Source organism: Novosphingobium sp. DS6-6 (assembly GCF_057784975.1).
On the sequence record NZ_JBYNTS010000012.1, the window covers coordinates 16427 to 41574 of the forward strand.

The following is a 25148-nucleotide window of genomic DNA, read 5'->3' on the forward strand; positions in this document are numbered from 1 at the left end:
CCAGCCGTTCCCAGCCACCGCGATGGCGCCGAATCGGGTTCAGCCGCGCTTTGCCAGTTCCTCGTCCAGCAGGGTCATCACCCGCGCTTCGTCAGGAAAGCCTTCGGCCACCCAGCGCGCTTCGACCGCGCGCAGGGCGCGCGCCACTTCTGGCCCGGCGCTGAGCCCGCGTGCGACGATCTGCCCGCCCTTGAGCGGCAGGCGCGGCACGGCCCAGCCGGCCAGGTCCGCGCTGTCGCGCCCGGCCAGCAGCAGGCGGTCGATCGCTTCGGCGTGGCCGAACTGGTAAGCCAGCGCGCGCGCCGGTTCGATGGCATCGCGTTCGTTTCGTGCGGCTGCCGTCGCCAGGCGCTTGCGCTGGGCAACCGAAAGGCGCAGGCGCGCCGCCACCTGTTCGACCAGCGGCGGATCTGCGGGCAGCACGGCGGCGAGGCGGCGCAGCGCATCGGGCGCCAGGCCCTCGCGCATTTCGGCAGCGATCAGCGCCGGCAGCGGGGCCGGATCGGCCTCGGGCAGGACCTGCGCCAGAACGCCAAGTGCCGCCATCCGGTCCAGCGTGGGCGCCGGATCGGGCAAGGCCAGCAGGCCGAGAAGCTCGGCCGCCACCCGTTCGCGCGAAAGGCTTTTCATGCCTGGCGCCAGCGCGGCGCAGGCGGCCTCGGCCGCTGCGTCGGCAGGCAACGAGCCGAAGCGGGCCTGGAACCGGAAATAGCGCAGGATGCGCAGGTAATCCTCGCGAATGCGCTGCTCGGCCACGCCGATGAAGCGCAGGCGCCGCGCCGCCAGATCGTCGAGGCCGTTGAAATGATCGCTGATTTCCAGCGTGCGTGGATCGGCATAGAGCGCATTGATAGTGAAATCGCGCCGCGCGGCATCCTCCTGCCAGTCGCTGGCAAAGGCCACGGTCGCGCGGCGGCCGTCGGTGGCGACATCGCGTCGCAGGGTGGTGATTTCCACGGGTCCGTCGGGCAGGACGGCGGTGATCGTGCCATGGGCGATGCCGGTGGGCACCTGGCGGATGCCGGCCGCCGCAAGCAGGGCCTGGGTCCTCTCGGGCCGGTGCACGGTCGCCATGTCGACATCGCTGACAGCCAGGCCCAGCAGCGTATCGCGCACGGCCCCGCCCACATAGCGGCAGGTGCCCGCCCCGTCGGCATCGAGCGCGGCAACCAGCGTGGCCAGATCGCGGCGCATGGTCCAGGGGGCGGGGGGCAACTGGCCGGTCATGCCTGGGGCCAAGCGATGCGCCGGGCGAGGTTGGCGATGATCGCGGCCGTCACGCCCCAGATGCGGTGGCCCTGCCACAGGATTTCGATGGTGCGGCCGCGCCGCCCGTTCCATTCGGCGTCGATCCACGTGTGCCGGCGCTCGTCCATCAGCAGCGCGAGGGGCGGCTCGAACCAGCTGGCCACTTCGGCGGGTTCGGGCCTGAGCGGCAGGTCTTCGGGCACGACGGCCAGAACGGGCGTAATATCATAGCCCGTGCCGGTGCGATAGCGGTCGGTCGGCCCGATTACCCGCACTTGCGCCGGATCAATGCCCAGTTCCTCGTTCGCCTCGCGCAGGGCCGCCTCGATCGCGGTTTCGCCAGCTTCGATCTTTCCCCCGGGGAAAGCGGCCTGGCCGGGGTGGGCCCGCATGTGGCTGGGGCGGTGGATCAGCAGCACGCCGGGGCCATCGGGATGATCGGCGCGGTCGGTCACGGCGATGAGCACGGCGGCGGCGCGCAGGCCCTCGGGCGCCACGCGCCAGTCGGCAACGAGCGACGGTGCCGCCGCGGCGTGCCCGGCGCGATGAAGATTGGCCAGCCGGTCGAACAGCGAATCGTTCATGATCCGGGAATCAGGCCGAAACGCGCGCCCTGGCTTTCCACCGCCAGATCCTCGGGATCGGAAACGTCCAGCGCATGGGCAATAAGCTGGCCATACGTGCTGCGGTTGAGCCGCGCTTCGACCCCGTGACGCACAGCCAGATAGAAAGCCGGCACATCCGGGGTGCCGGCAACCCGCAGGGGGTGGTCAGGCCCGCACAGCACGATGTCGTCGGTGTTGAGCCGGAACGCCAGCACCACCGCCCCGCCCTGCGCGGGATCGTGGCGCACGTCCATGTCGACGGCGATCAAAGCGGCATCGTCCACCGCGATCGCCAGGCGCTGATGCGGGGTGATCAGCCAGTGCCGGCCCGCGCCGTCGCGCATCAGCAAGGTGGCAAACGTGCGCACCATTGCCGGCCGGGTAATCGGGCTGCCTTCGTGCAGCCAGGTGCCATCGGCCAGGATGTGCATGTGGATGTCCCCGCTCTGCGCCGGGTTCCACTGGTCCAGCGGCGGCAAGCGGCGGCTTTGCGCCAGGGCGGCGATTTCGCTCAGCGAGAGGCCGGCAAGCTCGGGGGGCGGTTCGTAAGGCACCGCCCGGCAGTGCCAGACTTGATCAGCCGCGCCAAGGCCCCAGCATGCCTTCGGCCGGAAGGATGGCCGGATTGGCCGTGCGGCACAGCAGGCGGCGCTGCTCCACCGGGCCGGGCAACTGCCACCGGCCGGTATGGGCATTGCTGAAGCCGAAAAGGCGCTCGTAGTATTCCGGATCGCCGATCATCACCTGAGGCAGCGGCGCGCGCGGATCGATGGCCGTGAGGCTGGCGGTAACCAGCGCCTTGCCATAGCCGCGCCCCTGCTGCCCGGGCATGACCGCTACCGGCCCCACCATGATCATCGGCAGCTTGCGCCCCTCGGGCGTGGTCAACGCCACCGGCCAGCACTGGATCGTGCCGGCCAGCATTGCGTCTTCGTCGAGCGCGGCAAAGGACAGGGCGGGCAGCCAGTCCACCCCCTCGCGCAGCCGATAGGCCGTGCGCTGGCGGCGTTCCGGTTCGAACGCCGCATCGAGCAGGTCCTCGATCAGTTGCGGATCGACATCGGCCAGGGGAATGATGGTGGACAAGAGGCAGTGCCTTGGATTGATGGAGCAGGGGGCGATGCGGCCGGCGATCGCCGGCCAAACCCGCCGCCCGCCGCGCTCAAGCGACGGCGGCGGGATGATAAGCCCGTATCAGCGTCCCTGCTGGGCCAGCAGGCGCAGCCGCAGGGCGTTGAGCTTGATGAAGCCGGCCGCATCCTTCTGGTCATAGGCGCCGGCATCGTCTTCGAACGTCACGTGGCGCTCGGAATAGAGACTGTCGGGAGACCGGCGGCCGACGACCGAGGCCAGCCCCTTGTAAAGCTTCAGGCGCACCGTGCCGTTGACGCGGGCCTGGCTGTGGTCGATGGCGGCCTGCAGCATCTCCCGCTCGGGCGAGAACCAGAAGCCGTTGTAGATCAGCTCGGCATACTTGGGCATCAGTTCGTCTTTCAGATGCGCCGCGCCGCGATCGAGCGTGATCGATTCGATGCCGCGATGCGCCATGGCATAGATCGTGCCGCCCGGGGTTTCGTACATGCCCCGGCTTTTCATGCCTACGAAGCGGTTCTCGACCAGGTCGAGCCGCCCGATGCCATGCTTGCGCCCCAGTTCGTTGAGCGCGGTGAGCAGGGCGGCGGGGCTCAACGCCTCCCCGTTCAGAGCCACGCCATCGCCCTTGGCAAAATCGATCGTGACGTATTCGGGCTGGTCGGGCGCGTCTTCGGGATCGACGGTGCGGGAATAGACGTAGTCGGGCACTTCCTGCCACGGATCTTCCAGCACCTTGCCTTCAGACGAGGTGTGCAGCAGGTTGGCATCGGTCGAAAACGGGCTTTCCCCGCGCTTGTCCCGAGGCACGGGGATCTGATGCGCCTCGGCCCAGGCGATCAGCGCGGTACGGCTGGCCAGATCCCATTCGCGCCAGGGCGCGATCACTTTGATGCCCGGCTCCAGCGCATAGGCGGAAAGCTCGAACCGCACCTGGTCGTTGCCTTTGCCGGTGGCGCCATGGGCCACCGCATCGGCGCCGGTTTCGCGCGCGATCTCGATCAGGCGCTTGGAAATCAGCGGTCGCGCGATCGAGGTGCCGAGCAGGTAATCGCCTTCGTACCGGGCGTTGGCGCGCATCATCGGGAAAACGAAATCGCGCACGAATTCCTCGCGCAGATCGTCGATATAGATATGTTCCGGCTTCACGCCCATGAGTTCGGCCTTGGCACGGGCCGGCTCCAGTTCCTCGCCCTGCCCGAGATCGGCGGTAAACGTCACCACTTCGCAGTTGTAGTTGACCTGCAACCACTTGAGAATGACGGAGGTATCGAGCCCGCCCGAATAGGCGAGGACGACACGCTTGATCTCGGACATCGGCGGGCACTCCTCAAGACTGAAAGACGCGCCGCGCGCCTAACAGGCAGGGGGGCGTACCGCAAGGCGCGCGGGGGATTTTGGGCCCCTCGCGCGCCGCGGGAAAGCTTTCAGTTCATGAACCAGCCATGGCTCGCCACCAGCGATTGCCCGGTCAGGGCATTGCTGGGGAACGCGGCAAAGAACAGCGCCACTTCGGCAATGTCTTCCACGGTGGTGAATTCGCCGTCCACCGTCTGCCCCAGCATCACGTTCTTGACGACCTCTTCCTCGCTGATGCCCAGTTCCTTCGCCTGTTCGGGAATCTGCTTGTCCACCAGCGGGGTGCGCACGAAGCCGGGGCAGATCAGGTTGGTGCGCACGCCCTTCTTGCCGCCTTCTTTGGCAATGGTGCGGGCCAGCCCCTCGAGCCCGTGCTTGGCCGTGACATAGGCGCTCTTGAGCGGCGAGGCTTCCTTGGAGTGGACCGAACCCATGAAGAGAATCGCCCCGCTACCCTTGGCATACATGTGCGGCAATACGGCCTTGCTGGTCAGGAACGCGCCGTCGAGGTGGATCGCCAGCATCTTTTTCCAGTCGGCAAAGGCAAAGCTTTCCACCGGGTTGACGATCTGGATGCCCGCGTTCGAGATCAGGATATCGACCCCGCCCCAGGTGTCCACCACTTTGGCGACGCCGGCATTGACCTGATCTTCGCTGGTCACGTCCATTTCCACGGCGATCGCCGCGCCAGGGTGATCGGCATTGATGCCGTCGGCCGCGGCCTGTGCGGCGTCCAGCTTGAGATCGGCAATCGCCACGCGCCCGCCGGCCTGCGCGTAACGCCTGGCGATGGCAAGGCCGATGCCGCTGGCCGCGCCGGTGACGATGGCGATCTTGTTGTCGAGGTTCATCGATGCATTCTCCACAGTCTGGGTCGGTCCCCAAGCGATGCCTGGCCGGATTTTCTGGCCCGTTCAGGCAAGATCGAGCGTGACGATGCCACGTGCCGGCAAAGTGCGGTTCTTCCAGCGCGGGCTGGCGAACGAGCGTTCCACGTCGTGGCGGCCGCTGTTCCAGTGCCCCTGCATCGTCATGCGGGAAAACTCGTAATCCTTGCTCTGGGTCTCGTAATCCTCGCCCCGATTGATGAGGTGAAGGATCGTCACGGGGCCATCCTGGGCTCGCGCCGTCAGAATGGCGAGGTCCTCGTCACCGGCGAATTCGGCCGGCAGGCGTTCGGCAAGCCGCGCGGCAGCCGCTTCCAGCGCCTCTATCCGCTTCTGCATGTCGGTGTTGAGCCGGGTCCGGCTGGAAAAGCGGATGTCCTTTTCGCGCTGGGCGCTTTCGGCCAGGCTGCGTGGCATCATGCCATGGGCGGCAAACAGGTCTACCTGAAACACCAGCAGCGGATCGCGCAGCGCCGGGCCGGGGCTGGTTTCGTGCTGTTCGGCATCGCAACCGCGTTCGTCCAGCACGAATTGCAGCGGCGTGTTGGAAACGATGCCGCCGTCCCAATAGGGTTCGCCATCGATCATGATCGGGGGAAAGCCAGGCGGCAGCGCGCCGCTGGCCATGATGTGTTCGGGCTCGATCAGGCGGTCACGGTTGTCGAAATAGGCGAAATTGCCGGTGAGAACATTGACCGCGCCCACGCTCAGGCGCGTCTTGCCGCTGTTGATCAGGTCGAAATCCACCAGTTCCAGCAAAGTCTTGCGCAGCGGGCTGGTATCGTAAAGGCTGATCGAATCGGGCGATCCGGGCAGGGCCAGCCACGGCGGCGTGGTGCGTGGCATGAAAAAGCCCGGGATTCCGGTCAAGGCCACCGATGCGGCGGCCCATTCGTTGAACAGGCGCCGGCCCCAGCCATCGGCAAAGGGCGAGGCGAAAGGAACGCGCGACGACGCCTGTTCCCAGAACGCCCGCAGATGGCGCACCCGCCGCTCGGGTGGATTGCCGGCGATCAGCGCGGCATTGACGGCACCGATGGAAATCCCGGCCACCCAGTCGGGGCAGTAGCCGCTGGCAGCCAGCGCTTCGAACACGCCCGCCTGATAGGCGCCCAATGCCCCGCCGCCCTGAAGCACGAGCACGCAGCGCTCGTGTGTTGCATCGGCCATGTTCGTCCTTGCTCCATCCGGCTGCCGTTGTGCAGTGCAACGCACTGTGCGGGGGCAATGTGAAACTGGCAAGACGGATATGCCACGGCGCCGCCTTCTGCCTGCTCCGTGCTCGCAGATTTCGCGCCTTCTCCCGCTTTCCTTGCGCGCATTCCCTGCCTACATGGGCAGGATCATGGCAAGACCAACCCCCCAGGCCTTCGACAAGAAGAAGATCGTCGCCGAAAACCGCCGGGCGCGGTTCGAGTATTTCGTGGAAGACGTCTACGAGGCGGGCATCGTGCTGACCGGCACGGAAGTGAAATCGCTGCGGTTCGGGGAAGGCTCGATCGCCGAATCCTATGCCGAGGTCAAGAACGGCGAGGTCTGGCTGGTCAATTCCAACGTGCCCGAATTCAGCCACGGCAACCGCTTCAATCACGAGCCCAAGCGCCCCCGCAAACTCTTGCTGAAGGAACGCGAGATCGACCGGTTTCACGGCGCGGTCGAACGCAAGGGCATGACGCTGGTGCCGCTGTCGATCTATTTCAACGGCCGCGGACGGGCCAAGGTCGAACTGGCCCTCGCCAAGGGCAAGAACGCCGCCGACAAGCGCGCCACGATCAAGGACCGTGACTGGCAGCGTGACAAGGCGCGGATCATGCGCGAACACGGCTGAACGCCGGCGATTGCGACGTGTCGCTGCCGTGCTTCATCGTCTGGCAAGTAGAATGCAGGCATGATTGCCCATGCCACAACCACGGGGAATCGCCGTTTCGATGCGCCACAAGATTGCCACCATGGTCCGCTCGTCGATGCCCACGCGTCAGCAGATGGAGCGCAACCGCTTTACCGGCCCTCTGGCCGCGCGCGCGGAACTCTGGCGGTTCACCCGGCGATCGGTGCCGCGCGGGGTGGCGGTGGGCCTGCTGGTAGGCATCTTCGCGATGATCCCGGGGGTGCAGATTGCCGGTGCCGCGGCGCTTTGCCTGCCGCTTCGCGGCAATATCCCGATCGCGGCGGGAATGACGTTCCTGTCGAATCCGGCAACGACGCCGCTGTTCATCGCCGCTTCGCTGGCTTTGGGCAACTGGTTCGGCTTTCATGCCGACGTGGCCACGTTCATGGCCCTGTTCGAGCGCGGGGCCAGCTTTTCCGAATGGGCCGGCTGGCTGCTCTCGGATGCCGCGCCCGCGCTGGTCTTCGGGCTGTTCGTGATTTCCGTGGTGGCGGCCGCGCTCGGCTATGTCATCGCGGGGTTTGCCTGGCGCTGGTGGACGGTGCACAAGCGGCGCACGCGTCTGGCCATGCGCGCCGGGCGGTGAATGGTTCAGGCGGTAAAGGGTCGAACGGCATGTGTCGGCCGCAACAGTAACGAAGGGGACAGGCGTGCCGGCGGCAGCGGGCGACATCGGCGAAGGCGCTTTTCCGGGCTGGCCTGACGACGCGCGGACGCACACCGCCTCGGCCGCCTGGCGGCGCGACGCGCTGATCGCCGCGCTGGCCGCGCTTGGCGGGGCGGTGCTGCTGGGACTGCTGGCGGGCGATGCCGTTCTGGCGGCCGTCTACCTCGTCGGGCTCGGGGCGCTGGGGCTGGTCGCCCGTGTCGTCGTGCGGTTCCTGCCGCAGCGGGCCGATCCCGCCTGGGCGCCGCCCGACTGGTCGGTTACGTTCGCCGCGATCGAGCGGCCGGACGAGGCCCTGGCGATTATCGACCGCGCCGGCCGCCTGGTTTGCGCCAATGGCCGCTTTACGGAATGGTTCGATCAGGCCGCGCCGCCGCGCTTGCCGATAGCGCCAGCCGATGCCGAAGCGCTGGAGCGCGCCATGCGCGCCGCTTGGCGCGACGGACGGGCGCAGGTAGCACGGCTCACATCCACCAGCGGACAGTGGCGGGCGGATCTGCTCCGCGCGGGCCGCGGGCAGGATCACCTGGTCTGCCGCTTCGTACCGCTGGCGCAGATCGATCTGGTGGCCGACGTCGCCGGCCATGTCGGCGGCAAGCTGGGCCGGGCGCTGACGCGCGAGGGCATCCAGGCCGCGGTCGTGCTGCCCGATGGCCGCGTGCAGGCCGCCAATGCCGCCTTCGCCGCCCGCGCCGCCGGCGAAGGTGCGCAGGTTACGGGCAGCGATTTCGTATCGTGGTTCCGTGCCGATGAAAGCGAGCGCATTTTCTATGCCCGCGAAGGCGCGCGCGGCACACCGGTGCGTTTCATCCATGTGCCGATCGCCGATCCCGACGGCGTGGCCGTGACCGATCCTGCGCAGGTGCCGTCGCTGTTTCTGGTGATCGACAGCGAAGGCGCACTGGGCGATGCCCGCGCCGGCCTGCCGCAGATCGAGGCGCTGCTCTCGCGCCTGCCACTGGGCCTGGCGATGATCGATCGCGACGGGCGCTTCCTTTTTGCCAACCGCGCGTTCCTGCGCGCGGCCGGGCACGATGGACCGGTTCCGCCGCCCTATCCGTCCGACCTGGTCATTCGCGAAGACAAGGGGGCGCTGGCCGATGCGGTGCGCCGCTACACGCAGGGCGCGCCCACAGCCGGTGACGTGGCCGTACGCCTGCTCGCCGCCCCGGAGGAGCCTGTCTCGTTCAGCCTGGCCGGCGTGCGCGGGCTGGGCGAAGGCGTAGTGCTGCTGAGCCTCAAGGACTCGACCGAGGAAGCGCGGCTCAAGCGCGAGATCGCCCAGGCCACCAAGATGCAGGCGGTGGGCCAGCTGGCCGGTGGCGTCGCCCACGATTTCAACAACGTGCTCACCGCAATCATCGGCTATTGCGATCTGATCCTGATGCGCCACACGCCCGGCGACAGCGATTACGACGATATTCAGCAGATCAAGGCCAATTCCAACCGTGCCGCCTCGCTCACCCGGCAGTTGCTGGCCTTCTCGCGGCAACAGACGCTGCGCCCGGAAGTGCTGCAATTGCCCGATGTGGTGGCCGAGGTATCGACGCTGCTCAAGCGCCTGCTGGGCGAGAAAATCCAGCTCGACGTGACGCACGATCGCGATCTCGGGCTGGTGCGGGCCGATCCGGTGCAGCTCGAGCAGGTCCTGCTCAACCTTGCCGTCAACGCGCGCGATGCGATGACTGCCAACGGCACCGACGCCAAGGCCGGCGGCACCCTGCGCATCGCCACCCGCCGTGTCACTGCTGGCGACGTGCGGGCGATGAAAAGCGAAATCCTGCCCATCGGCGACTATACGGCGCTGGTGGTGGAAGATACCGGCCATGGCATCAAGCCCTCGCAGATCGGCAAGATCTTCGAACCGTTCTTCACCACCAAGGACAAGGGCAAGGGCACCGGGCTTGGCCTTTCCACCGTCTACGGGATCGTCAAGCAATCGGGCGGGTTCATCTTTGCCGAAAGCGAGGTGGGCAAGGGCACGCGCTTCACCATCTATCTGCCGGTCCACGTGCCCGGCCCGGCCGATATGGTCGAGGTGTCCAGGCCCAAGGGCGAAGCGCGCCGCACGCAATGGACCGGCGGCGGGCGCGTGCTGCTGGTGGAGGACGAGGATACGGTCCGCGCGGTGGCGGAACGCGCGCTGGTGCGCCAGGGCTATGAGGTCACGACCGCCGCCGATGGGGAAGACGGCCTCGATGCGCTGGCCCGCATCCTGGCCGCCGGCAACGACATCGATCTCGTGGTGTCCGATGTGGTCATGCCGTCGATGGACGGGCCGGCCATGGCGCGCGAGATCCGCCGGGTAAAGCCCGAGTTGCCGGTTCTGTTCATGTCGGGCTATGCCGAGGAGCAGCTGCGCCGCGAGATCGATATTCCCAACATGCACTTTCTCGCCAAGCCCTTTTCCGTGGCGCAGATCGTGGCGGCGGTGGAACAGGTGCTGCGCGGCGCATAGGTGCTGCAACGAGTCGGCATTAGCGCCAGGATGGCAGCATTTCCGGCCGTCGGGAAAAGCACGCCGGTTCGGCATCGGCGCCTTTACGAACCGTTGCAAAACCCCGTAAAATCAATGACCGATGCGCGTTCCTGCAAACAAGCGAGGAATTTTTCGTTCCCCTCTTGTTCTTATGGAACGAAATGAGTACATTGCTTGTGTGTTGACGGTTCGTGTCAGCCATCTCTAGGCAAGGGGAAGCAGCCATGGCGGCGCAGCTCAAGCTCATTCAGGAAGGCAAAGAGAAAGACATGGATCGTCAGAAGGCGCTCGACGCCGCACTGGCCCAGATCGACCGCGCGTTCGGCAAGGGGTCGGTGATGAAGCTGGGCTCGAAAGAGACAATGCAGGTGGAAGCCGTCTCCACCGGCTCGCTCGGGCTGGACATCGCGCTGGGCATCGGTGGTCTGCCGCGTGGCCGCATCATCGAAATCTATGGTCCCGAAAGTTCAGGGAAAACCACGCTGGCGCTGCATGCCATCGCCGAAGCTCAGAAGGGTGGCGGCACGGCGGCGTTCGTCGATGCCGAACATGCGCTCGATCCGGTCTATGCCAAGAAACTGGGCGTCAATATCGACGAACTGATCGTTTCGCAGCCCGACACCGGCGAGCAGGCGCTTGAAATCGTCGATACCCTGGTGCGATCCAACGCCATCGACGTGTTGGTGGTGGACTCGGTCGCCGCGCTGGTGCCGCGGGCCGAAATCGAGGGCGAGATGGGCGACAGCCACGTCGGCCTTCAGGCACGCCTGATGAGCCAGGCGCTGCGCAAGCTGACCGGCTCGATCAGCCGTTCGCGCTGCATGGTGATTTTCATCAACCAGGTGCGCATGAAGATCGGCGTGATGTACGGCAATCCCGAAACCACCACCGGGGGCAACGCGCTCAAGTTCTATGCCTCGGTCCGGCTCGATATCCGTCGCACCGGCCAGATCAAGGAACGCGACGAGATCACCGGCAACACCACCCGGGTCAAAGTCGTCAAGAACAAGGTCGCCCCACCGTTCAAGCAGGTGGAATTCGACATCATGTATGGCGAAGGCATTTCCAAGATCGGGGAAATTCTCGATCTGGGAGTCAAGGCCGGCCTGGTGGAGAAGTCGGGCGCGTGGTTCAGCTATGACTCGGTGCGCATCGGCCAGGGCCGCGAGAATGCCAAGAACTTCCTGCGCGAGAACGCCGAAATGCGCGATCGCCTGGAAGCGGCGATCCGCGGCCGGACCGAGCAGGTGGCCGAAGGCCTCATGGCCGGGCCTGATGCCGATGACGATATGTGATCGCGATTGACGGGACGTGATTGACAGGGTGCGGTCGCGGTCGCGGTCGGGTGCCGCGCCGCGCCCGTGCCGCTTTCTATTCCGGCGCTCTGTTCCTGGTGAAAGGCGCGCCACGCGTCCCTGTCGCCAAGCTGGCCGCGATGGCCTATGCCGGCGCCATGACCCAAGCGATGGACTGGCAGGGCGGCGTCGGCCGTGCCTGGGCAGAAGAATGGCAGCGTACCGATCGCGCCTTTGCCCGGCTGACTCCGGCGCTGCTGGCCGCCATTGCCCCGATGCCCGGCGAGCGCCTGCTTGATATCGGCTGCGGGGCGGGAGAGCTTGCTTTGGCCCTGGCCGCCGCCAGGCCTGCCAGCACGGTATGCGGGATTGATCTTTCGGCCGATCTGATCGCCGCCGCGCGGCAGCGTGGCGCAGGCTGCGTCAATGCGCGGTTTGCCATTGCCGACGCCAGCCAGTGGCGTGATGCCGATTTCGCGCCCGATCTGCTGGTATCGCGCCACGGGGTGATGTTCTTTGCCGATCCGCCAGCGGCCTTTGCGCATCTGGCCCGCGTGGCGGCACCGGGCGCACGCCTGGTCTTTTCCTGCTTTCGCCCGCCGACCGAAAATGCCTGGGCCAGCGCCATGGCCGCGCTGGTGCCGCCGCCCGCGAGGCCGGCCGATCCCCATGCCCCCGGCCCGTTCGCCTTTGCCGATCCCGATCATGTGCGCACGATGCTCGCCGGGTGGACCGACCTGGTCTTCACGCCCCATGATTTCCCCTATATCGCCGGCGAAGGGCCGGACGCGCAGGCGCAGGCTTTCGCGCTTTTTCGCCGCATCGGCCCGGCCGCGTCCGCCCTGCGCCAGGCGGCCGACGACAGGCGCGCCGGCATCGAGGAAGACCTGGTGCAGATCATCGCCGCGCATCATCGCAACGGCGTGGTGGCGTTCGCGGCCGCCGCCTGGATCGTCACCGCCACGAAAGCGTGAACCGGCGGCGCCCGGCGATGAATCCGGCTTGTTCCGGGCGGCCGGCTCGCCTAATCGGCGGGGCATGACTTCGACGAACGAAATCCGCCGGTCCTTTCTGGAATACTTCGGTTCCCAAGGCCACGACGTGGTGCCCTCCGCACCCCTCGTGCCTTACAACGATCCGACGTTGATGTTCACCAACGCGGGCATGGTCCCGTTCAAGAACGTGTTCACCGGGCTTGAAACCCGCAGCGTCCCACGCGCCACGTCGTCGCAGAAATGCGTCCGCGCCGGGGGCAAGCACAACGATCTGGACAATGTCGGCTATACCGCGCGGCATCACACCTTCTTCGAAATGCTGGGCAATTTCTCGTTCGGCGACTATTTCAAGGAACAGGCGATCACGCATGCCTGGACACTGCTGACCAGGGTCTGGGGCCTGCCGGCCGACAAGCTGCTGATCACCGTCTATCATACCGACGACGAGGCAGCCACGCTGTGGCGCAAGATCGCCGGCCTGCCGGACGAGAAGATCATCCGCATCGCCACCAAGGACAACTTCTGGGCGATGGGCGACGATGGTCCGTGCGGCCCCTGTTCCGAGATTTTCTATGACCACGGCCCCGATATTCCCGGTGGCCCGCCAGGCAGCCCGGACGAGGACGGCGACCGTTTCATCGAGATCTGGAACCTCGTGTTCATGCAGTTCGAGCAGGCGGCCGGCCAGATCGTCGGCAACCTGCCCAAACCGTCGATCGACACCGGCATGGGCCTGGAACGCATCGCCGCCGTGCTGCAGGGCGAACACGATAACTATGACACCGATACCTTCCGCGCGCTGATCGCCGCTTCGGAAAGCCTGACCGGGGTCAAGGCCGCGGGCGAACATACGGCCAGCCATCGGGTGATCGCCGATCACCTGCGTTCGTCGAGCTTCCTTCTGGCCGATGGCGTGTTGCCGTCGAACGAAGGGCGCGGTTACGTGCTGCGCCGGATCATGCGCCGCGCCATGCGCCATGCGCATCTGCTGGGCGCCAGGGACCCGCTGATGCACCGCCTGGTGGGGGCGCTGGTCACCGAGATGGGCCAGGCCTATCCCGAGCTGGGCCGCGCGCAACCCTTGATCGAGGAAGTGCTTAAGCGCGAGGAAACACGTTTCCGCCAGACGCTGTCGAACGGCCTGCGTCTGCTCGACGAGGCATCGGCCGGCCTTGGCGAGGGCGACAAGCTGCCGGGCGAGACCGCGTTCCGTCTCTATGACACATATGGCTTTCCCTATGACCTGACCGAAGACGCCTTGCGCGCGCGCGGCGTTGCGGTGGACCGCGATGGCTTCGACGCGGCCATGGCCCAGCAGAAAGCCGCCGCCCGCGCTGCCTGGAAAGGCTCGGGCGATGCCGCCTCGAGCGAGGTGTGGTTCGACATTGCCGAGCGCGAAGGCGCCACCGAATTCACCGGCTATACCGCCACCAGCGGCGAAGGCGTGGTCGTCGCCCTGGTCAAGGACGGTGCCGAAGTGCGCGAGGCCGGCGCGGGCGATGCCGTGACGGTGCTCACCAACCAGACGCCGTTCTATGGCGAAAGCGGCGGCCAGACGGGCGATGCCGGCACGATCGGCGGTGCCGAGGGCCTCAGGATCACTGTCACCGATACGGCCAAGCCGCTGGGCCGGCTGCACGCGCACCAGGCCGTGGTCGAAGCCGGGACGATCCGCGTGGGCGACGCGGTGCATCTGGTGGTCGACGTCGAGCGCCGCGATGCCACGCGCGCCAACCATTCGGCAACGCACCTTCTCCACCAGGCGCTGCGCAACCGCCTGGGCGCCCATGTCACGCAGAAGGGCTCGCTTGTCGCGCCCGACCGCCTGCGCTTCGACTTTTCGCACCCCACGGCGCTGAGCGCGGACGACATCGCCGCGATCGAGGCGGAAGTGAATGCCGAAATCCGCGCCAACGAGCCGGTCACCACTCGCCTCATGAGCCCCGACGACGCCATCGCCGCGGGCGCCATGGCGCTGTTCGGCGAAAAGTACGGCGAGGAAGTGCGCGTGCTGTCGATGGGTCGGGCCACCGACAAAGTCTATTCGGTGGAGCTTTGCGGCGGCACTCACGTCCGCGCCCTGGGCGATATCGGCCTGTTCCGCATCGTGAGCGAAAGCGCGGTATCCTCGGGCGTGCGGCGGATCGAGGCGTTGACCGGCGAAGGCGCGCGGCAATGGCTGATCGGGCGCGAGGATGCCCTGAAGCACACGGCCGGCCTGCTGCGCACCACGCCGGATGACGTCGAGGCCCGCGTGGCCGCGCTGATCGAGGAGCGGCGCAAGCTGGAGCGCGAACTCGCCGAGGCCCGCAAGGCGCTGGCGCTGGGCGGGGGCAATGTCCGTTCCGATGCGGCCGACGAAGAAGTGGCCGGGATCACTTTTTCCGGACAGGTGCTCGAAGGGCTCGATCCCAAGGACTTGCGTGGGCTGCTCGACCAGGCGAAGCAACGCCTGGGCTCCGGCGTGGCGGTGATCGTTGCGGTCAACGAGGGCCGCGCTTCCATCGCGGCGGCGGTAACGCCCGATCTTGCCGGCAAAGTCAGTGCCGTGGACCTGGTGCGGGCCGGCGTGGAAGCGCTGGGCGGCAAGGGCGGCGGCGGCCGCCCCGACATGGCCCAGGGCGGCGGCCCCGACGGCAGCAACGCGGCCGCGGCGCTTGCGGCGGCAAAGGCCGTGCTGGCGGGCTGAGCAGCGACCGGCACGTGAACACCGCCGGGATGAACTCGCTTTACCGTTCGCGCAGCCGGCTTGCCTTCAGGCGCGGGGGCACGGCAAGATCGCCGTCGGCCATGATCTGCATGCGAAACTGATCGCGCTTTTCGTGGATCGAGGCGATGACCGGGCCCATCGGCACGCCCAGGTCCACCAGCACCGCCTCGGACAGCTGCAGCGAGCTTTCCAGCGTTTCGGGCACCGCGTGGCTTGCCCCGGCGCGATAGAGCTGGGCGGCATGATCGGGATCGCGGGCGCGGACGATGATCGGCACGTCGGGCGCCAGCGCGCGCAGCCGGCGCACGATGCGCAGCGCCAGCACCGGCTCGTCCATAGTCACGATGACGGCGCTCGCGTCAGCCAGATTGAGCCGGTCGATCACCGCCGCACTGCCGATATTGCCGAACAGCACGGGCAGGCCCGCGGCGCGCGCGGCGCGTACCACCCCCGGCTCCGCATCCAGCGCCAGGTAGGGGCGGCCGTGTTCGGCCAGCATTTCGCCGATCAGGCGGCCCACCCGGCCGAAACCGAGGATGACCGTGCGGCGGCCCGTCGGCTCTTCCACGGCAAAAGCGTTCTCCTCGCCGCCCTGCCGCCGCACGCGGCCCGCGCTCATCTGCCCCAGACTGGCCAGCAGCGGCGTGATCGTCAGGCCGATCGCGGTCACGATCTGCCAGAATTGCGCGGTCGCCGGCTGGATAAGCTGCGCCTGCGCGGCCGTACCCAGCACAATCAGCGTGGTTTCCGAAGGGCTCGACATGAGGATGCCGGTTTCCAGCGCCGTGGCGCGTTCCTTGCCCCAGAACAGCAGCAGCAGGCCGGTGACCATCGCTTTGGCTGTCACCACGCCCAGCACGCCCAGCGCCAGGGCGGCAAAATCGCTCGCCAGCACGCGCAGATCGATGCTCATCCCCACGGTGATCAGGAATACGCCCAGCGCCAGGCCTTTGAACGGCTTGGTGATCGCTTCCACTTCGGTATGGTATTCGGTTTCCGCGATCAGCAGGCCTGCCAGAAGCGCGCCCATGATGGGCGAAAGGCCGACCGCGCCCGTGGCCAGCGCCGCGACGATCACCACCAGCAGGCTGGCCGCGAGAAACAGTTCCGGGCTCTTGGTCTTGGCCGCCTGGGCGAACAGCGGCGGCAGGCCGAACCGGCCCAGAACCAGCAGAGCCACGATCACCACCGCGCCTTTGCCCAGCGTTTCGACCACACCGGGCGCGTCGGCGACGGCTGCCGGACCCATGGCTCCCAGCAGAAAGATGATGGGCACCAGCGCGATATCTTCGAACAGCAGCATCGACAGGGCCGCGCGCCCCACCGGCCCCTGCGTTCCGGAAATGGGCAGCACCAGCGCCGTGGACGAAAGCGCCAGAGCGAGGCCCAGCCCCAGCGCGCCGGTAACCGGTTGGCCCAGCATCATCAGGCCCAGCGCGATCAGCAGGGCCGAACCGGCCAGTTCCATTGCCCCCAAGCCGAATACCAGCCGCCGCATCGCCCACAGGCGGTTGAACGACAGTTTCAGGCCGATCTCGAACAGCAGCAGGATGATGCCGAATTCGGCGAAGGGCTCTATCGCATGGGGGTTGGATATCGTGACGTAATGCAGCCAGGGCACGTCCCGCGCCAGCGAGCCCAGGCCATAGGGTCCGACCAGCAGGCCCACCACGATGAAGCCGATGATCGGGGTAATGCGGAACCGGGCGAAGGCGGGAATGACGATGCCCGCCGCGCCCAGGATCACCAGGGCGTCGGACAGGGCGGAAGTCGGAACGAGTTGGCCAGCCATGCGCGGCAGGCTAGGCGGCGTGGACGAATTCCGCAACGCCACGGCTGGAAGCAGAAACCGCCAGTTCAAGGAGGTAAGGCCAGCGCAATATCGGGAATATTGCGCGCCGAGCCGACGCCGAAATGGCGGTTTCTGGTCCAGCCCCGCAGGGATTGCCCTGCAAGAGGCCCTGGCTGCGTCGCTTGGCCTTGCAAGAGGCTCACTCTTGCTTCGTCCTCGCGCCTCGCCAGGGCCTCTTACAGGGCAACCGTGGCGTTGCGGAATTTGTCCACGCCGCCTTAGGGAATGGTGTCGCGCTTGGCCCCCCGTACGTCGCCCCGGGGCGTGGCCAGGGCAGAGCCGTCGTCAGACGGCCGGCGCGGCCATGTCTGTCGCGTCAAACCGGCGGGCGGCGAGATCTTCGGGCGCAATCCAGAACTGCAGCACGTGGTCGCCCAGGTGATGGCCCAGGGCCTCGTCCGCCGAAAGTTCGAGCAGCAGCAACTGGCGCTGCGCGCGGGGTGACTGGTCGGCTTCGGTTTCCGACGGCGCGGCCAGGAGGCGGTCGGGCACGCGGGCGTGAACGCGGGCCGCGGTACGCACGGCCAGCGCATGGCGATAGGCAAGGCGCGCCACCAGGTCGCTGGGAAACGTCGCAATGCTGGCGGGCAGGGCGTGAAGCGTGGTTTCCACCGCGGCGACGCAGCCGCCGGGCGCAACCAGCCGGGCGAGCGGCGCATAGCCTGAAAACCATTGCCAGAAAGCATGGCGCACTGCGTCAGTCACGTCGGCAAAGGCAGGCTTGGTACGGGCGAGGGCATGCCATTCGCCGCACTCGCTTTCGATCCGGGACAGCAGCGCGCGCCGGGCGTCGTCGTCGCGTTCGGGCCAGAGCAGGCGGGCGGCCGCCGGTGTGGTGCGCCCCGCCTCGCGCAGCAGCATGGCGGCCAGCGTCTGGATCGCCAGCCAATCGTGGGGAAAGCCTGGCCATGGCCGCGCCATCATCCCGGTGTCGTCCGCGTTGAAATCGTTGGGAGAAAGCGCATAGACCGCCAGCGGCGAGCCCTGCGCGGCGAGCAGGGCATCGGCGGCAGGCCCTTCCGGCCAGGTGCTGCCCGTGGCCTCCAGCGCGGGCGAGGCGGCCGGCAGTTCGATCAGCGTCGGCACGAAGGGCCAGCGCGGCAACACTTGCGGGGCATCGACGGGATCGATCGCCCAGGGCCATGCGACCGTGGCCAGATCGGCATGGGCGGGGGGAAGATCGCCTGGCGGATCGGCGTCGCCCCACGGGGCTTCCTCGATCGCGTCGAGCCAGAGCACCCGCCCGTCGGGCACCGGGCCTCGCCCGGGCGTGGCCGAAAGATCGGCAAAGAACAGCAGCGCGCCGCTTTCGGGCAGAAGGCCCAGCCCGGCGCGCGCGGGCACGGCGGCGCAATCCACCTGCAACAGGAAATGCAGCGGCAGGCCGGTCTGTGCCGATCGCGGCCAATCGAACGGCCCGGGCGTCGACGGGACGCCGCCGTAGAAGCTGCGGGTGCCTTCGACCGGCGGCGGGAAAATCTGTCGGAATACAACCGCCTGGCGCAAGGCCCGCGCGATGACCGACGGCGTCGCCGGCACAGAAGCCAGGCCAGCAGCGGCGTCAGAGGCGATGGCAGCTTGTGGCGCGGTCTGTAGCGCGGTCCGTGCCGCCTCGGCTTCCTGTGCGGCGGTGACGAAGGCGGGCAGGCTGGGCTCTTGATCGTCTTCCGCGGCAAGCCGGCTTTCCGGGCGGGCGCTGCCGGGGCCGAAGTTGCGGCGGCGCGTCTGCCCGCTCGGCACTGGCGCCTCGGCCGTTTCGGCGGCGGTATCGCCCGTCGCCCGGCGTTGGCGCATGATCAGCAGCACCAGAAGGGTGCCGAGTGCTGCCACCACGGCAAGCCCGATTATCGCCGGCACTACCAAGCCTTGCATGCCACCCCCTAAGCCCCGGCCCCTAGCTCCGGTGCTGCCCCGTGCAACCCCGTCGGTTTCTGCTTGCCGGTTCGCATGCCAAAAGAAAAGGCCCCGGCAAGCGCCGGAGCCTTTCTTTTTCATGCAAAATGGCGCGGGTTCAGGCCCAGGCGGCCATTTCCTTTTCCAGGTTTTCGACAATCGCTTCGAAAAACTTTTCGGTGGTCATCCACGGCTGGTCCGGACCGATCAGAATGGCAAGGTCCTTGGTCATCTTGCCGCTTTCCACGGTTTCGACGCACACGCGTTCAAGCGTTTCGGCAAAACGCACCACATCGGGCGTTTCGTCGAACTTGCCACGATACATGAGGCCGCGCGTCCAGGCGAAAATCGACGCGATCGGGTTGGTGCTCGTGGCCTTGCCCTGCTGGTGCTGGCGATAGTGGCGCGTCACCGTGCCATGCGCCGCTTCGGCTTCGACCGTCTTGCCATCGGGCGTCATCAGCACCGACGTCATCAGGCCCAGCGAGCCGAAGCCCTGCGCCACGGTGTCGGACTGCACGTCGCCGTCATAGTTCTTGCAGGCCCAGACGAACTTGCCCGACCACTTGAGTGCCGAGGCGACCATGTCGTCGATCAGGCGGTGCTGATATTCGATGCCGGCGGCGGCGAACTTTTCCTTGAAGCCTTCGGTGTCGAACACTTCCTGGAACAGGTCCTTGAAGCGGCCGTCATAGGCCTTGAGAATGGTATTCTTGGTCGACAGATAGACCGGCCAGCCCAGGCCAAGGCCATAATTGAAGCTGGCCCGCGCGAAATCGCGGATCGAATCGTCGAGGTTGTACATCGCCATGGCGACGCCCGGCGAGGGGAAATCGAACACGTCGAGATCGATCGATTCGCCGTTGGCCCCGTCGAACACCAGGCGCAGCTTGCCCGGGCCGGGGATCAGCGTGTCCGTGGCGCGATACTGGTCGCCAAAAGCGTGGCGGCCGACCACGATCGGATCGGTCCAGCCGGGCACCAGGCGGGGCACGTTCTGGATCACGATCGGCTCGCGGAACACCACGCCGCCCAGGATGTTGCGGATCGTGCCGTTGGGTGACTTCCACATCTTCTTGAGGCCGAACTCTTCCACGCGGGCTTCGTCCGGGGTGATCGTGGCGCACTTCACGCCCACGCCGTACTGCTTGATGGCATTGGCCGAATCGATCGTGATCTGGTCGCCGGTCTCGTCGCGCTTTTCGACGGAAAGATCGTAATACTTCAGATCGACATCCAGGTAAGGCAGGATCAGACGTTCGCGAATCCATTCCCAGATGATGCGGGTCATCTCGTCGCCGTCGATCTCGACGATCGGGTTCTTCACCTTGATCTTCGCCATAGCCGTTCCGTTGCCTTGCCTGGGGAGTTGAACTTATCGCCCCCTTAGCAGGTGCGGAACGGTGTGCAAGCACACGTCCGGTGATTCTTCGGCAGGCCCGGCGCTTCGGGCAAAAGGCCGGTGACGTGCCGATGTTGCGGACATGAAAAAGCCCCGCCGGGGCGAGGCTAGATCAAGGTCTGTCGATGGTGGGCGTAGCAAGGATTGAACTTGCGACCCCTACGATGTCAACATAGTGCTCTACCACTGAGCTATACGCCCGGCACCATCGAAAACCGCCGCGTCTCGACGCGTCGGGAGCGACCCACTACCTTTGCCGCCATGCCTTGGCAAGGGGGCAAATGGGAGGATCACGCAACGTTGGCAAAGATGCGGTCCACCTCCATGACCAGGTCGCGCAGGTGGAACGGCTTGGACAGGACGCGGGCCTGCGGCGCTTCGCGATTGGCTTTCAGAGTCACCGCGGCAAAGCCGGTGATGAACATAACTTTGGTGGCCGGGCTGATCTCGCTGCACCGCTGCGCCAGTTCGATCCCGTCCATTTCGGGCATGACGATATCCGAAAGCAGCAGGTCGAACTGTTCGCGTTCCAGAAGGGGCACGGCCTGCGTGCCGCGGTCGACCGCGATCACGCTGTAACCGGCGTTTTCCAGCGCGCGCGCCAGATAAGTGCGCATGGCCTCTTCGTCTTCAGCCAGCAGGATGCGGATCATCTTACCCTTTTGATTTTCCATGTCGTTTTCCAGATGCGCCCGGCACCCGCGCAGCGCCGTGCCCGGCAAGGCGCATCGCCGGGGGGTCTCTATAACGCCCCACGGGTTAACAATCTCAGGCCGGCGCCGTCTGCCCGGCCGATGGTGTGTTCGGCCAAGGTTGCGGCAGGACCGGCGCCGGCCAGGTTTTGACAGAACCGCCAAAGCATTGCAGCCATTGAGCATGGATGCAACCGATCGCCCCGCCATTGATTCGTGCCATGATGGGGCAGGGGGCAGGATCACCGGCGCGGACGATCTTTGCCATGGCGAAGGGGGCACGATCCCCGGCGGCGACGGGCCAGCCTTCGTGTCGCAACGCCCACGGGCCGCGCCCGTCCCGATCGTGCTGGCCGTGCCCCATGCGGGTCGCGCTTATCCGCCAGGCGTCCTTGCCGCCATGCGACACCCGGCCCAGGCCGCGCGGCGGCTGGAGGATCGTCTGGTCGATCTGGTGGCTCGTGCCGTATGCCGCCAGACCGGTGCCGCGCTGCTGATCGCGCGGGCGCCGCGCGCGATGATCGATCTCAACCGCGCGCCCGACGATCTCGATCGCGACATGATCGTGCCCGATCCGTCTCTGAATGGATTTCCGCTGCCGCCGCGCGGGCCACAGCCGGCGTCTCGCGCGCGCAGCGGCCTGGGGCTGGTGCCGCGCCGCCTTGCGGGCCTGGGCGAAATCTGGCGCCAGCGCACCCCGGCTGCGGATATTCATTCCCGGATCGCGAGCATCCATGCGCCTTACCATCAGGCCTTGTCGGATATCCTGGCGGATCTGGCCGCCCGATGGGGCGCAGCCCTGTTGATCGATCTTCATTCCATGCCGCCGCTGTCGCGGCACGAAGAGGGGGAACCGCCGCCGACCTACGTTTTGGGCGATCGCTTCGGCGCGGCCTGTGCCGGCACGTTGATGGCCGCCGCCTTTGCCCATCTGGCGGCAACGGGGGCACGCGCGGCCCATAACCGGCCCTATGCCGGCGGCTATGGCCTGGAACGGCAGGCCCGGCGCGAGTCGGGCATTCACGCCGTACAGGTGGAGATCGACCGCAGTGCCTATCTGGATGCCGATCTGGCCGAACCGGGCGAAGGGCTGGCCGACGTGGTCGACACGATGACCGGCCTGGTGCGCGTGCTGGCGCAGGAAGTGGCCGCCCTGGGGCAGGCCGCGCATCGCTGGCCCCGGGCTGCGGAATGAATGCCGCTGGGGTAAAAGCGGGCTGGGGGAAAAAAGCGGGCTGGCCTCGACAGGCCGCTTGCCCATGAAAAAACCACCTGGAGACAAGCTCCAGGTGGCCAAGGTTCAGGGAGGAGGTGCACCAGGTGCACCAATCAGACCGGGCCATGAGGGGAGCGCCGGCCTGATGTGAGGAAGATAGGCAACACTCCGGCGCCATGCAAGAGGGTTGGCGCAGAAATTAATTGCATTCTCGGGGCGTTGTTGTTTCTTTCTACGCCCTTTGCCGGGTACCGAATACACCCGCCGTTAAGTATCGAAACTTTCAAGTAGCGAATCGGGGCATGATTCGCTGGCCGCCCAGGCAGCGGTTCTGACCATGCCGGTTCGCCCGGCGCGGGCGGCCCGGCCGTTCGGGTCAGATCGCCGGAGCGGGCATGGCAACGGGCGCCTTGCCCTGTTGTGCCTGGATGCCGAAGATCGTGCTCATCAGATCGAGCGAGAAGATGTGGGCATAGACCAGCGGCAGCAGGCCGCTTTGCGCCCAGCCGCGCAGTACGTCGCCCCGGGTCTCGCGCAGCTTCTCCTGGTTCACCATCTGGAACCCGCGATAGATGAATGGCTGCTCCACGCCGGTCTGCTGAATGGCCACTTCGCCTTCCATCAGCAGGCTGTGCTTGCGCAGTTCGTCGATGAAAGCCTGGGTGCGCTGGCCGGCCTGTTCGAACTGCTCGCAGAACTGCAGCGCCTGCTTGGTCGCCTCGCTGGGCTGGTCGCCGTCGAACAGGGCCTCGCCATCGTCGAATTCGCCGACCAGGCCACTCGACGGATCGAAGCACAGCGACAAGTCGTCGCTATCGGGCGAAAGCTTGGCAAGCATGAAGGGATAGCGGCGGGCATAGGCGGGCAGATAGATCGGCTGCTCCACTTTGCCCTCGGCGCTGACGAAAACGTTGACGCCCTCGTTAAGGCCCATCAGTGCCAGCGGCACGGGATTGTCGCCCGAGGCGAAAATGATCGGGAAATGGCGCGCGGCCTGCGGAAACTCCTCCACTGTCAACGGCACGGCGTGCTGGCCGATCAGCCAGGGGGCGGACTCGGCGCCCCGGGCGCGCCACGTGGCGTGATCGCGCGTGTTGAGCGGCATGAGGTCGTTATAGAACAGGGGCAGGTTGGCTTGCGGCGCGCTGGCCATTCAATCTCTCCGAAAAACGATAAGCGCCCGTGGTTGACCCGTAGTTGGAACGGGCGCCGCGAGCGGCATAGGCTTTAGCGGTTGCAGTGACAAGCGCGCGCAACCACCGATCGCGCGCAATCTTCGCCCGCCGCAACCGGTTTTCAGACAAGCTTGCCCGGGTTCATCAGGCCCTGCGGATCGAGCGCCTGTTTCACCTGGCGCAGGATGGCCAGCGCCACCGGATCGCCCAGCCGCGCGAGTTCGTCGCGCTTCAACTGGCCGATGCCGTGTTCGGCCGAAATCGATCCGCCCCATGCGGCAACCATGTCGTGCACCTGGCGGCTGATCGCCTTGCCATCGCCCGCTTCCCAAGCGCCGGGTTCGGCGCCTGCGGGCGCGATCACGTGGAAATGGATGTTGCCATCGCCCAGATGGCCGAAGCCCACCGCCCGGGTGCCGGGCCACTGCGCTTCGAGCAGGGGCACTGCTTCCTCGACGAAGGCGGGCATCCTGTCCACCGGCACGCTGATATCGTGCTGCACGGCCGGGCCCAGCGCGCGTTCGGCGGGCGCGATGCTTTCGCGCAGGTTCCAGAATGCTTCCGCCTGGGTTTCACTGGCCGCCATCGTGGCATCGTCGATCAGGCCGGCTTCGAACGCCTCTTCCAGCACGCGCTGCGCCGTTTCGGGCAGGCGTTCGGCGCCATCGGCATCGGCGACCAGTTCGATCAGCACGTGCCAGGCATGCTCGTCGGCCAGCGGCTGGCGAGCGCCGGGCAGATAAGCGCGCACCGCATCGAGGCTGTGCTGGGGCATCACTTCGAAGCCCTCCAGCGCCGGTCCGGCCAGGCGTTCGGCCAGAAGCAGCAGCGCGCGTGCCTGTCCCAGGCCTTGCGTGCCGGCCCACAGCACTTCGCGCGCGGACACGGCCGGTTCCAGCTTGAGCGTGGCGGCAGTGACTACCCCGAGCGTGCCTTCGGATCCGATCAGCAGCTGCTTGAGATCGAAGCCGCGGTTGTCTTTCTTGAGCGGCACCAGTTGGTTGAACACGCTGCCATCGGGCATCACCGCTTCCAGCCCCAGCACCAGCGCGCGCATCGAACCGTGGCGCAGCACCTGGGTGCCCCCGGCGTTGGTGGCGATCAGGCCCCCCACCGTTGCCGAGCCCTTGCCGCCCAGCGACAGGGGAAAACGCAGACCCTTGGCCTCGGCCGCTTCGTGCAGAACCTGCAGGATCACGCCCGCTTCGCACGTCGCGCTGCGGCTTTCGGCATCGACACGGCGGATCGCGTTCATCCGGCGCAGCGACAGCAGCACGGCATGGCCGCTTGCGTCCGGCGTCGCCCCGCCCGACATGCCGCTGTTGCCGCCCTGGGGCACGATCGGCACGCCATGCGCGGCGCACAGCCGCACCAGCGCCGCCACCTCCTCGGTGTTGGCGGGCGAAGCCATGCCCACAGCGCGCCCGGTAAAACGCTGGCGCCAGTCTGTCAGCCAGGGCGCGATGGCATCGGCGTCGATGGTAAAGCCCTTGCTGCCCAGAAGGGCGGAGGCGGCTTCCAGAAACGGCGCGACATCCGCGCGCGGCGCTAGCGTTTCGATCATGGTCTCCGGGCTACCCCTCTGCGCGCGCCGCAGCAATTCCTTTTTCTCGTTTTGCGCATCGCTCGGGTTAAGGCATTGTTCAAGCACCGCTTGAGAAAAACGCCGATAGCCGTTCGGGCTGGGCATCCC

General features: G+C 66.9%; 20 protein-coding genes and 1 tRNA gene. 7 read left to right on the forward strand and 14 right to left on the reverse strand.

All coding sequences use genetic code 11. The features are described 5' to 3' along the window. Positions 1-39: 39 nt before the first annotated feature. The 7 genes from AC3EDY_RS13480 to AC3EDY_RS13510 all read right to left on the reverse strand — a co-directional run bounded on the left by AC3EDY_RS13480 (position 40) and on the right by AC3EDY_RS13510 (position 6361). A complete protein-coding gene (locus AC3EDY_RS13480; protein WP_488573018.1) occupies positions 40-1227 on the reverse strand; it encodes a CCA tRNA nucleotidyltransferase in 1188 nt (395 codons plus the stop codon). After that, positions 1224-1832 (reverse strand): CoA pyrophosphatase, encoded by a 609-nt coding sequence (locus tag AC3EDY_RS13485; RefSeq protein ID WP_488573019.1) that lies wholly within the window; start codon positions 1830-1832, stop codon positions 1224-1226. Before AC3EDY_RS13485 ends, AC3EDY_RS13480 begins: the two co-directional genes overlap by 4 nt. Continuing rightward, positions 1829-2407, reverse strand: a complete 579-nt coding sequence (locus AC3EDY_RS13490; RefSeq protein ID WP_488573020.1) for a DUF1285 domain-containing protein — start codon at positions 2405-2407, stop codon at positions 1829-1831. Before AC3EDY_RS13490 ends, AC3EDY_RS13485 begins: the two co-directional genes overlap by 4 nt. A 22-nt stretch (positions 2408-2429) precedes the next feature. Continuing rightward, entirely contained in the window at positions 2430-2939 is a 510-nt protein-coding gene (locus AC3EDY_RS13495) for a GNAT family N-acetyltransferase (protein ID WP_488573021.1), read from the reverse strand. A 108-nt stretch (positions 2940-3047) separates the two neighbouring features. Further along, positions 3048-4262, reverse strand: coding sequence for an argininosuccinate synthase (locus AC3EDY_RS13500; protein WP_488573022.1), 1215 nt, complete (start codon positions 4260-4262; stop codon positions 3048-3050). Between the two features lie 110 nt (positions 4263-4372). Continuing rightward, positions 4373-5155, reverse strand: coding sequence for a 3-hydroxybutyrate dehydrogenase (locus tag AC3EDY_RS13505; RefSeq protein WP_488573023.1), 783 nt, complete (start codon positions 5153-5155; stop codon positions 4373-4375). A 63-nt stretch (positions 5156-5218) separates the two neighbouring features. Further along, a complete protein-coding gene (locus AC3EDY_RS13510; RefSeq protein WP_488573024.1) occupies positions 5219-6361 on the reverse strand; it encodes a patatin-like phospholipase family protein in 1143 nt (380 codons plus the stop codon). Between the two features lie 175 nt (positions 6362-6536). Here AC3EDY_RS13510 and smpB point away from each other — a divergent pair, with 175 nt between their 5' ends. From smpB to alaS, 6 genes are all read left to right on the forward strand, one after another. Next, positions 6537-7019, forward strand: coding sequence for an SsrA-binding protein SmpB (gene smpB, locus AC3EDY_RS13515; RefSeq protein ID WP_488573025.1), 483 nt, complete (start codon positions 6537-6539; stop codon positions 7017-7019). A gap of 100 nt (positions 7020-7119) precedes the next feature. Then, positions 7120-7665, forward strand: a complete 546-nt coding sequence (locus AC3EDY_RS13520) for a DUF2062 domain-containing protein (protein WP_488573026.1) — start codon at positions 7120-7122, stop codon at positions 7663-7665. Between the two features lie 64 nt (positions 7666-7729). Further along, positions 7730-10204 (forward strand): hybrid sensor histidine kinase/response regulator, encoded by a 2475-nt coding sequence (locus AC3EDY_RS13525; protein ID WP_488573027.1) that lies wholly within the window; start codon positions 7730-7732, stop codon positions 10202-10204. 245 nt (positions 10205-10449) lie between these two features. Further along, on the forward strand, positions 10450-11520 hold the full coding sequence (recA, locus tag AC3EDY_RS13530; RefSeq protein WP_488573028.1) for a recombinase RecA: 1071 nt from the start codon (positions 10450-10452) through the stop codon (positions 11518-11520). Positions 11521-11570: 50 nt separating this feature from the next. Then, positions 11571-12494 (forward strand): class I SAM-dependent methyltransferase, encoded by a 924-nt coding sequence (locus AC3EDY_RS13535; RefSeq protein WP_488573029.1) that lies wholly within the window; start codon positions 11571-11573, stop codon positions 12492-12494. A 64-nt stretch (positions 12495-12558) separates the two neighbouring features. Next, positions 12559-15204: an alanine--tRNA ligase gene (alaS, locus tag AC3EDY_RS13540; RefSeq protein WP_488573030.1), complete on the forward strand. Its 2646-nt coding sequence runs from the start codon at positions 12559-12561 to the stop codon at positions 15202-15204. 40 nt (positions 15205-15244) lie between these two features. Here alaS and AC3EDY_RS13545 read toward each other — a convergent pair whose 3' ends face one another. The 5 genes from AC3EDY_RS13545 to cpdR form a co-directional block, all read right to left on the reverse strand. After that, entirely contained in the window at positions 15245-17017 is a 1773-nt protein-coding gene (locus AC3EDY_RS13545) for a cation:proton antiporter domain-containing protein (protein ID WP_488573031.1), read from the reverse strand. A gap of 345 nt (positions 17018-17362) precedes the next feature. After that, positions 17363-18934 carry a DUF1963 domain-containing protein gene (locus AC3EDY_RS13550; RefSeq protein ID WP_488573032.1) on the reverse strand — a complete coding sequence of 524 codons (1572 nt, stop codon included), beginning with the start codon at positions 18932-18934 and terminating at the stop codon, positions 17363-17365. Positions 18935-19088: 154 nt separating this feature from the next. Beyond that, entirely contained in the window at positions 19089-20312 is a 1224-nt protein-coding gene (locus AC3EDY_RS13555; protein WP_488573033.1) for an NADP-dependent isocitrate dehydrogenase, read from the reverse strand. 186 nt (positions 20313-20498) lie between these two features. Continuing rightward, positions 20499-20573 (reverse strand) — tRNA-Val (locus tag AC3EDY_RS13560). Between the two features lie 89 nt (positions 20574-20662). Continuing rightward, positions 20663-21025, reverse strand: coding sequence for a cell cycle two-component system response regulator CpdR (gene cpdR / locus AC3EDY_RS13565; protein ID WP_488573079.1), 363 nt, complete (start codon positions 21023-21025; stop codon positions 20663-20665). A gap of 223 nt (positions 21026-21248) precedes the next feature. Here cpdR and AC3EDY_RS13570 point away from each other — a divergent pair, with 223 nt between their 5' ends. Next, entirely contained in the window at positions 21249-22259 is a 1011-nt protein-coding gene (locus AC3EDY_RS13570; protein ID WP_488573034.1) for an N-formylglutamate amidohydrolase, read from the forward strand. Positions 22260-22656: 397 nt separating this feature from the next. On the opposite strand, the gene AC3EDY_RS13575 is transcribed toward AC3EDY_RS13570, so the two are convergent. Both AC3EDY_RS13575 and AC3EDY_RS13580 read right to left on the reverse strand, forming a co-directional pair. Beyond that, positions 22657-23433, reverse strand: coding sequence for a SapC family protein (locus tag AC3EDY_RS13575; RefSeq protein ID WP_488573035.1), 777 nt, complete (start codon positions 23431-23433; stop codon positions 22657-22659). Positions 23434-23576: 143 nt separating this feature from the next. Beyond that, positions 23577-25019, reverse strand: coding sequence for an FAD-binding oxidoreductase (locus tag AC3EDY_RS13580; protein WP_488573036.1), 1443 nt, complete (start codon positions 25017-25019; stop codon positions 23577-23579). Positions 25020-25148: the final 129 nt, after the last annotated feature.

Coding starts and splice junctions, on each gene's coding strand:
- alaS (WP_488573030.1), top strand. CDS start 12,559: ATGACTTCGACGAACGAAATCCGCCGGTCCTTTCTGGAATACTTCGGT.
- recA (WP_488573028.1), top strand. CDS start 10,450: ATGGCGGCGCAGCTCAAGCTCATTCAGGAAGGCAAAGAGAAAGACATG.
- AC3EDY_RS13575 (WP_488573035.1), bottom strand. CDS start 23,433: ATGGCCAGCGCGCCGCAAGCCAACCTGCCCCTGTTCTATAACGACCTC.
- AC3EDY_RS13580 (WP_488573036.1), bottom strand. CDS start 25,019: ATGATCGAAACGCTAGCGCCGCGCGCGGATGTCGCGCCGTTTCTGGAA.
- AC3EDY_RS13485 (WP_488573019.1), bottom strand. CDS start 1,832: ATGAACGATTCGCTGTTCGACCGGCTGGCCAATCTTCATCGCGCCGGG.
- AC3EDY_RS13555 (WP_488573033.1), bottom strand. CDS start 20,312: ATGGCGAAGATCAAGGTGAAGAACCCGATCGTCGAGATCGACGGCGAC.
- smpB (WP_488573025.1), top strand. CDS start 6,537: ATGGCAAGACCAACCCCCCAGGCCTTCGACAAGAAGAAGATCGTCGCC.
- AC3EDY_RS13480 (WP_488573018.1), bottom strand. CDS start 1,227: ATGACCGGCCAGTTGCCCCCCGCCCCCTGGACCATGCGCCGCGATCTG.
- AC3EDY_RS13510 (WP_488573024.1), bottom strand. CDS start 6,361: ATGGCCGATGCAACACACGAGCGCTGCGTGCTCGTGCTTCAGGGCGGC.
- AC3EDY_RS13505 (WP_488573023.1), bottom strand. CDS start 5,155: ATGAACCTCGACAACAAGATCGCCATCGTCACCGGCGCGGCCAGCGGC.
- AC3EDY_RS13570 (WP_488573034.1), top strand. CDS start 21,249: ATGGATGCAACCGATCGCCCCGCCATTGATTCGTGCCATGATGGGGCA.
- AC3EDY_RS13545 (WP_488573031.1), bottom strand. CDS start 17,017: ATGGCTGGCCAACTCGTTCCGACTTCCGCCCTGTCCGACGCCCTGGTG.
- cpdR (WP_488573079.1), bottom strand. CDS start 21,025: ATGATCCGCATCCTGCTGGCTGAAGACGAAGAGGCCATGCGCACTTAT.
- AC3EDY_RS13500 (WP_488573022.1), bottom strand. CDS start 4,262: ATGTCCGAGATCAAGCGTGTCGTCCTCGCCTATTCGGGCGGGCTCGAT.
- AC3EDY_RS13520 (WP_488573026.1), top strand. CDS start 7,120: ATGCGCCACAAGATTGCCACCATGGTCCGCTCGTCGATGCCCACGCGT.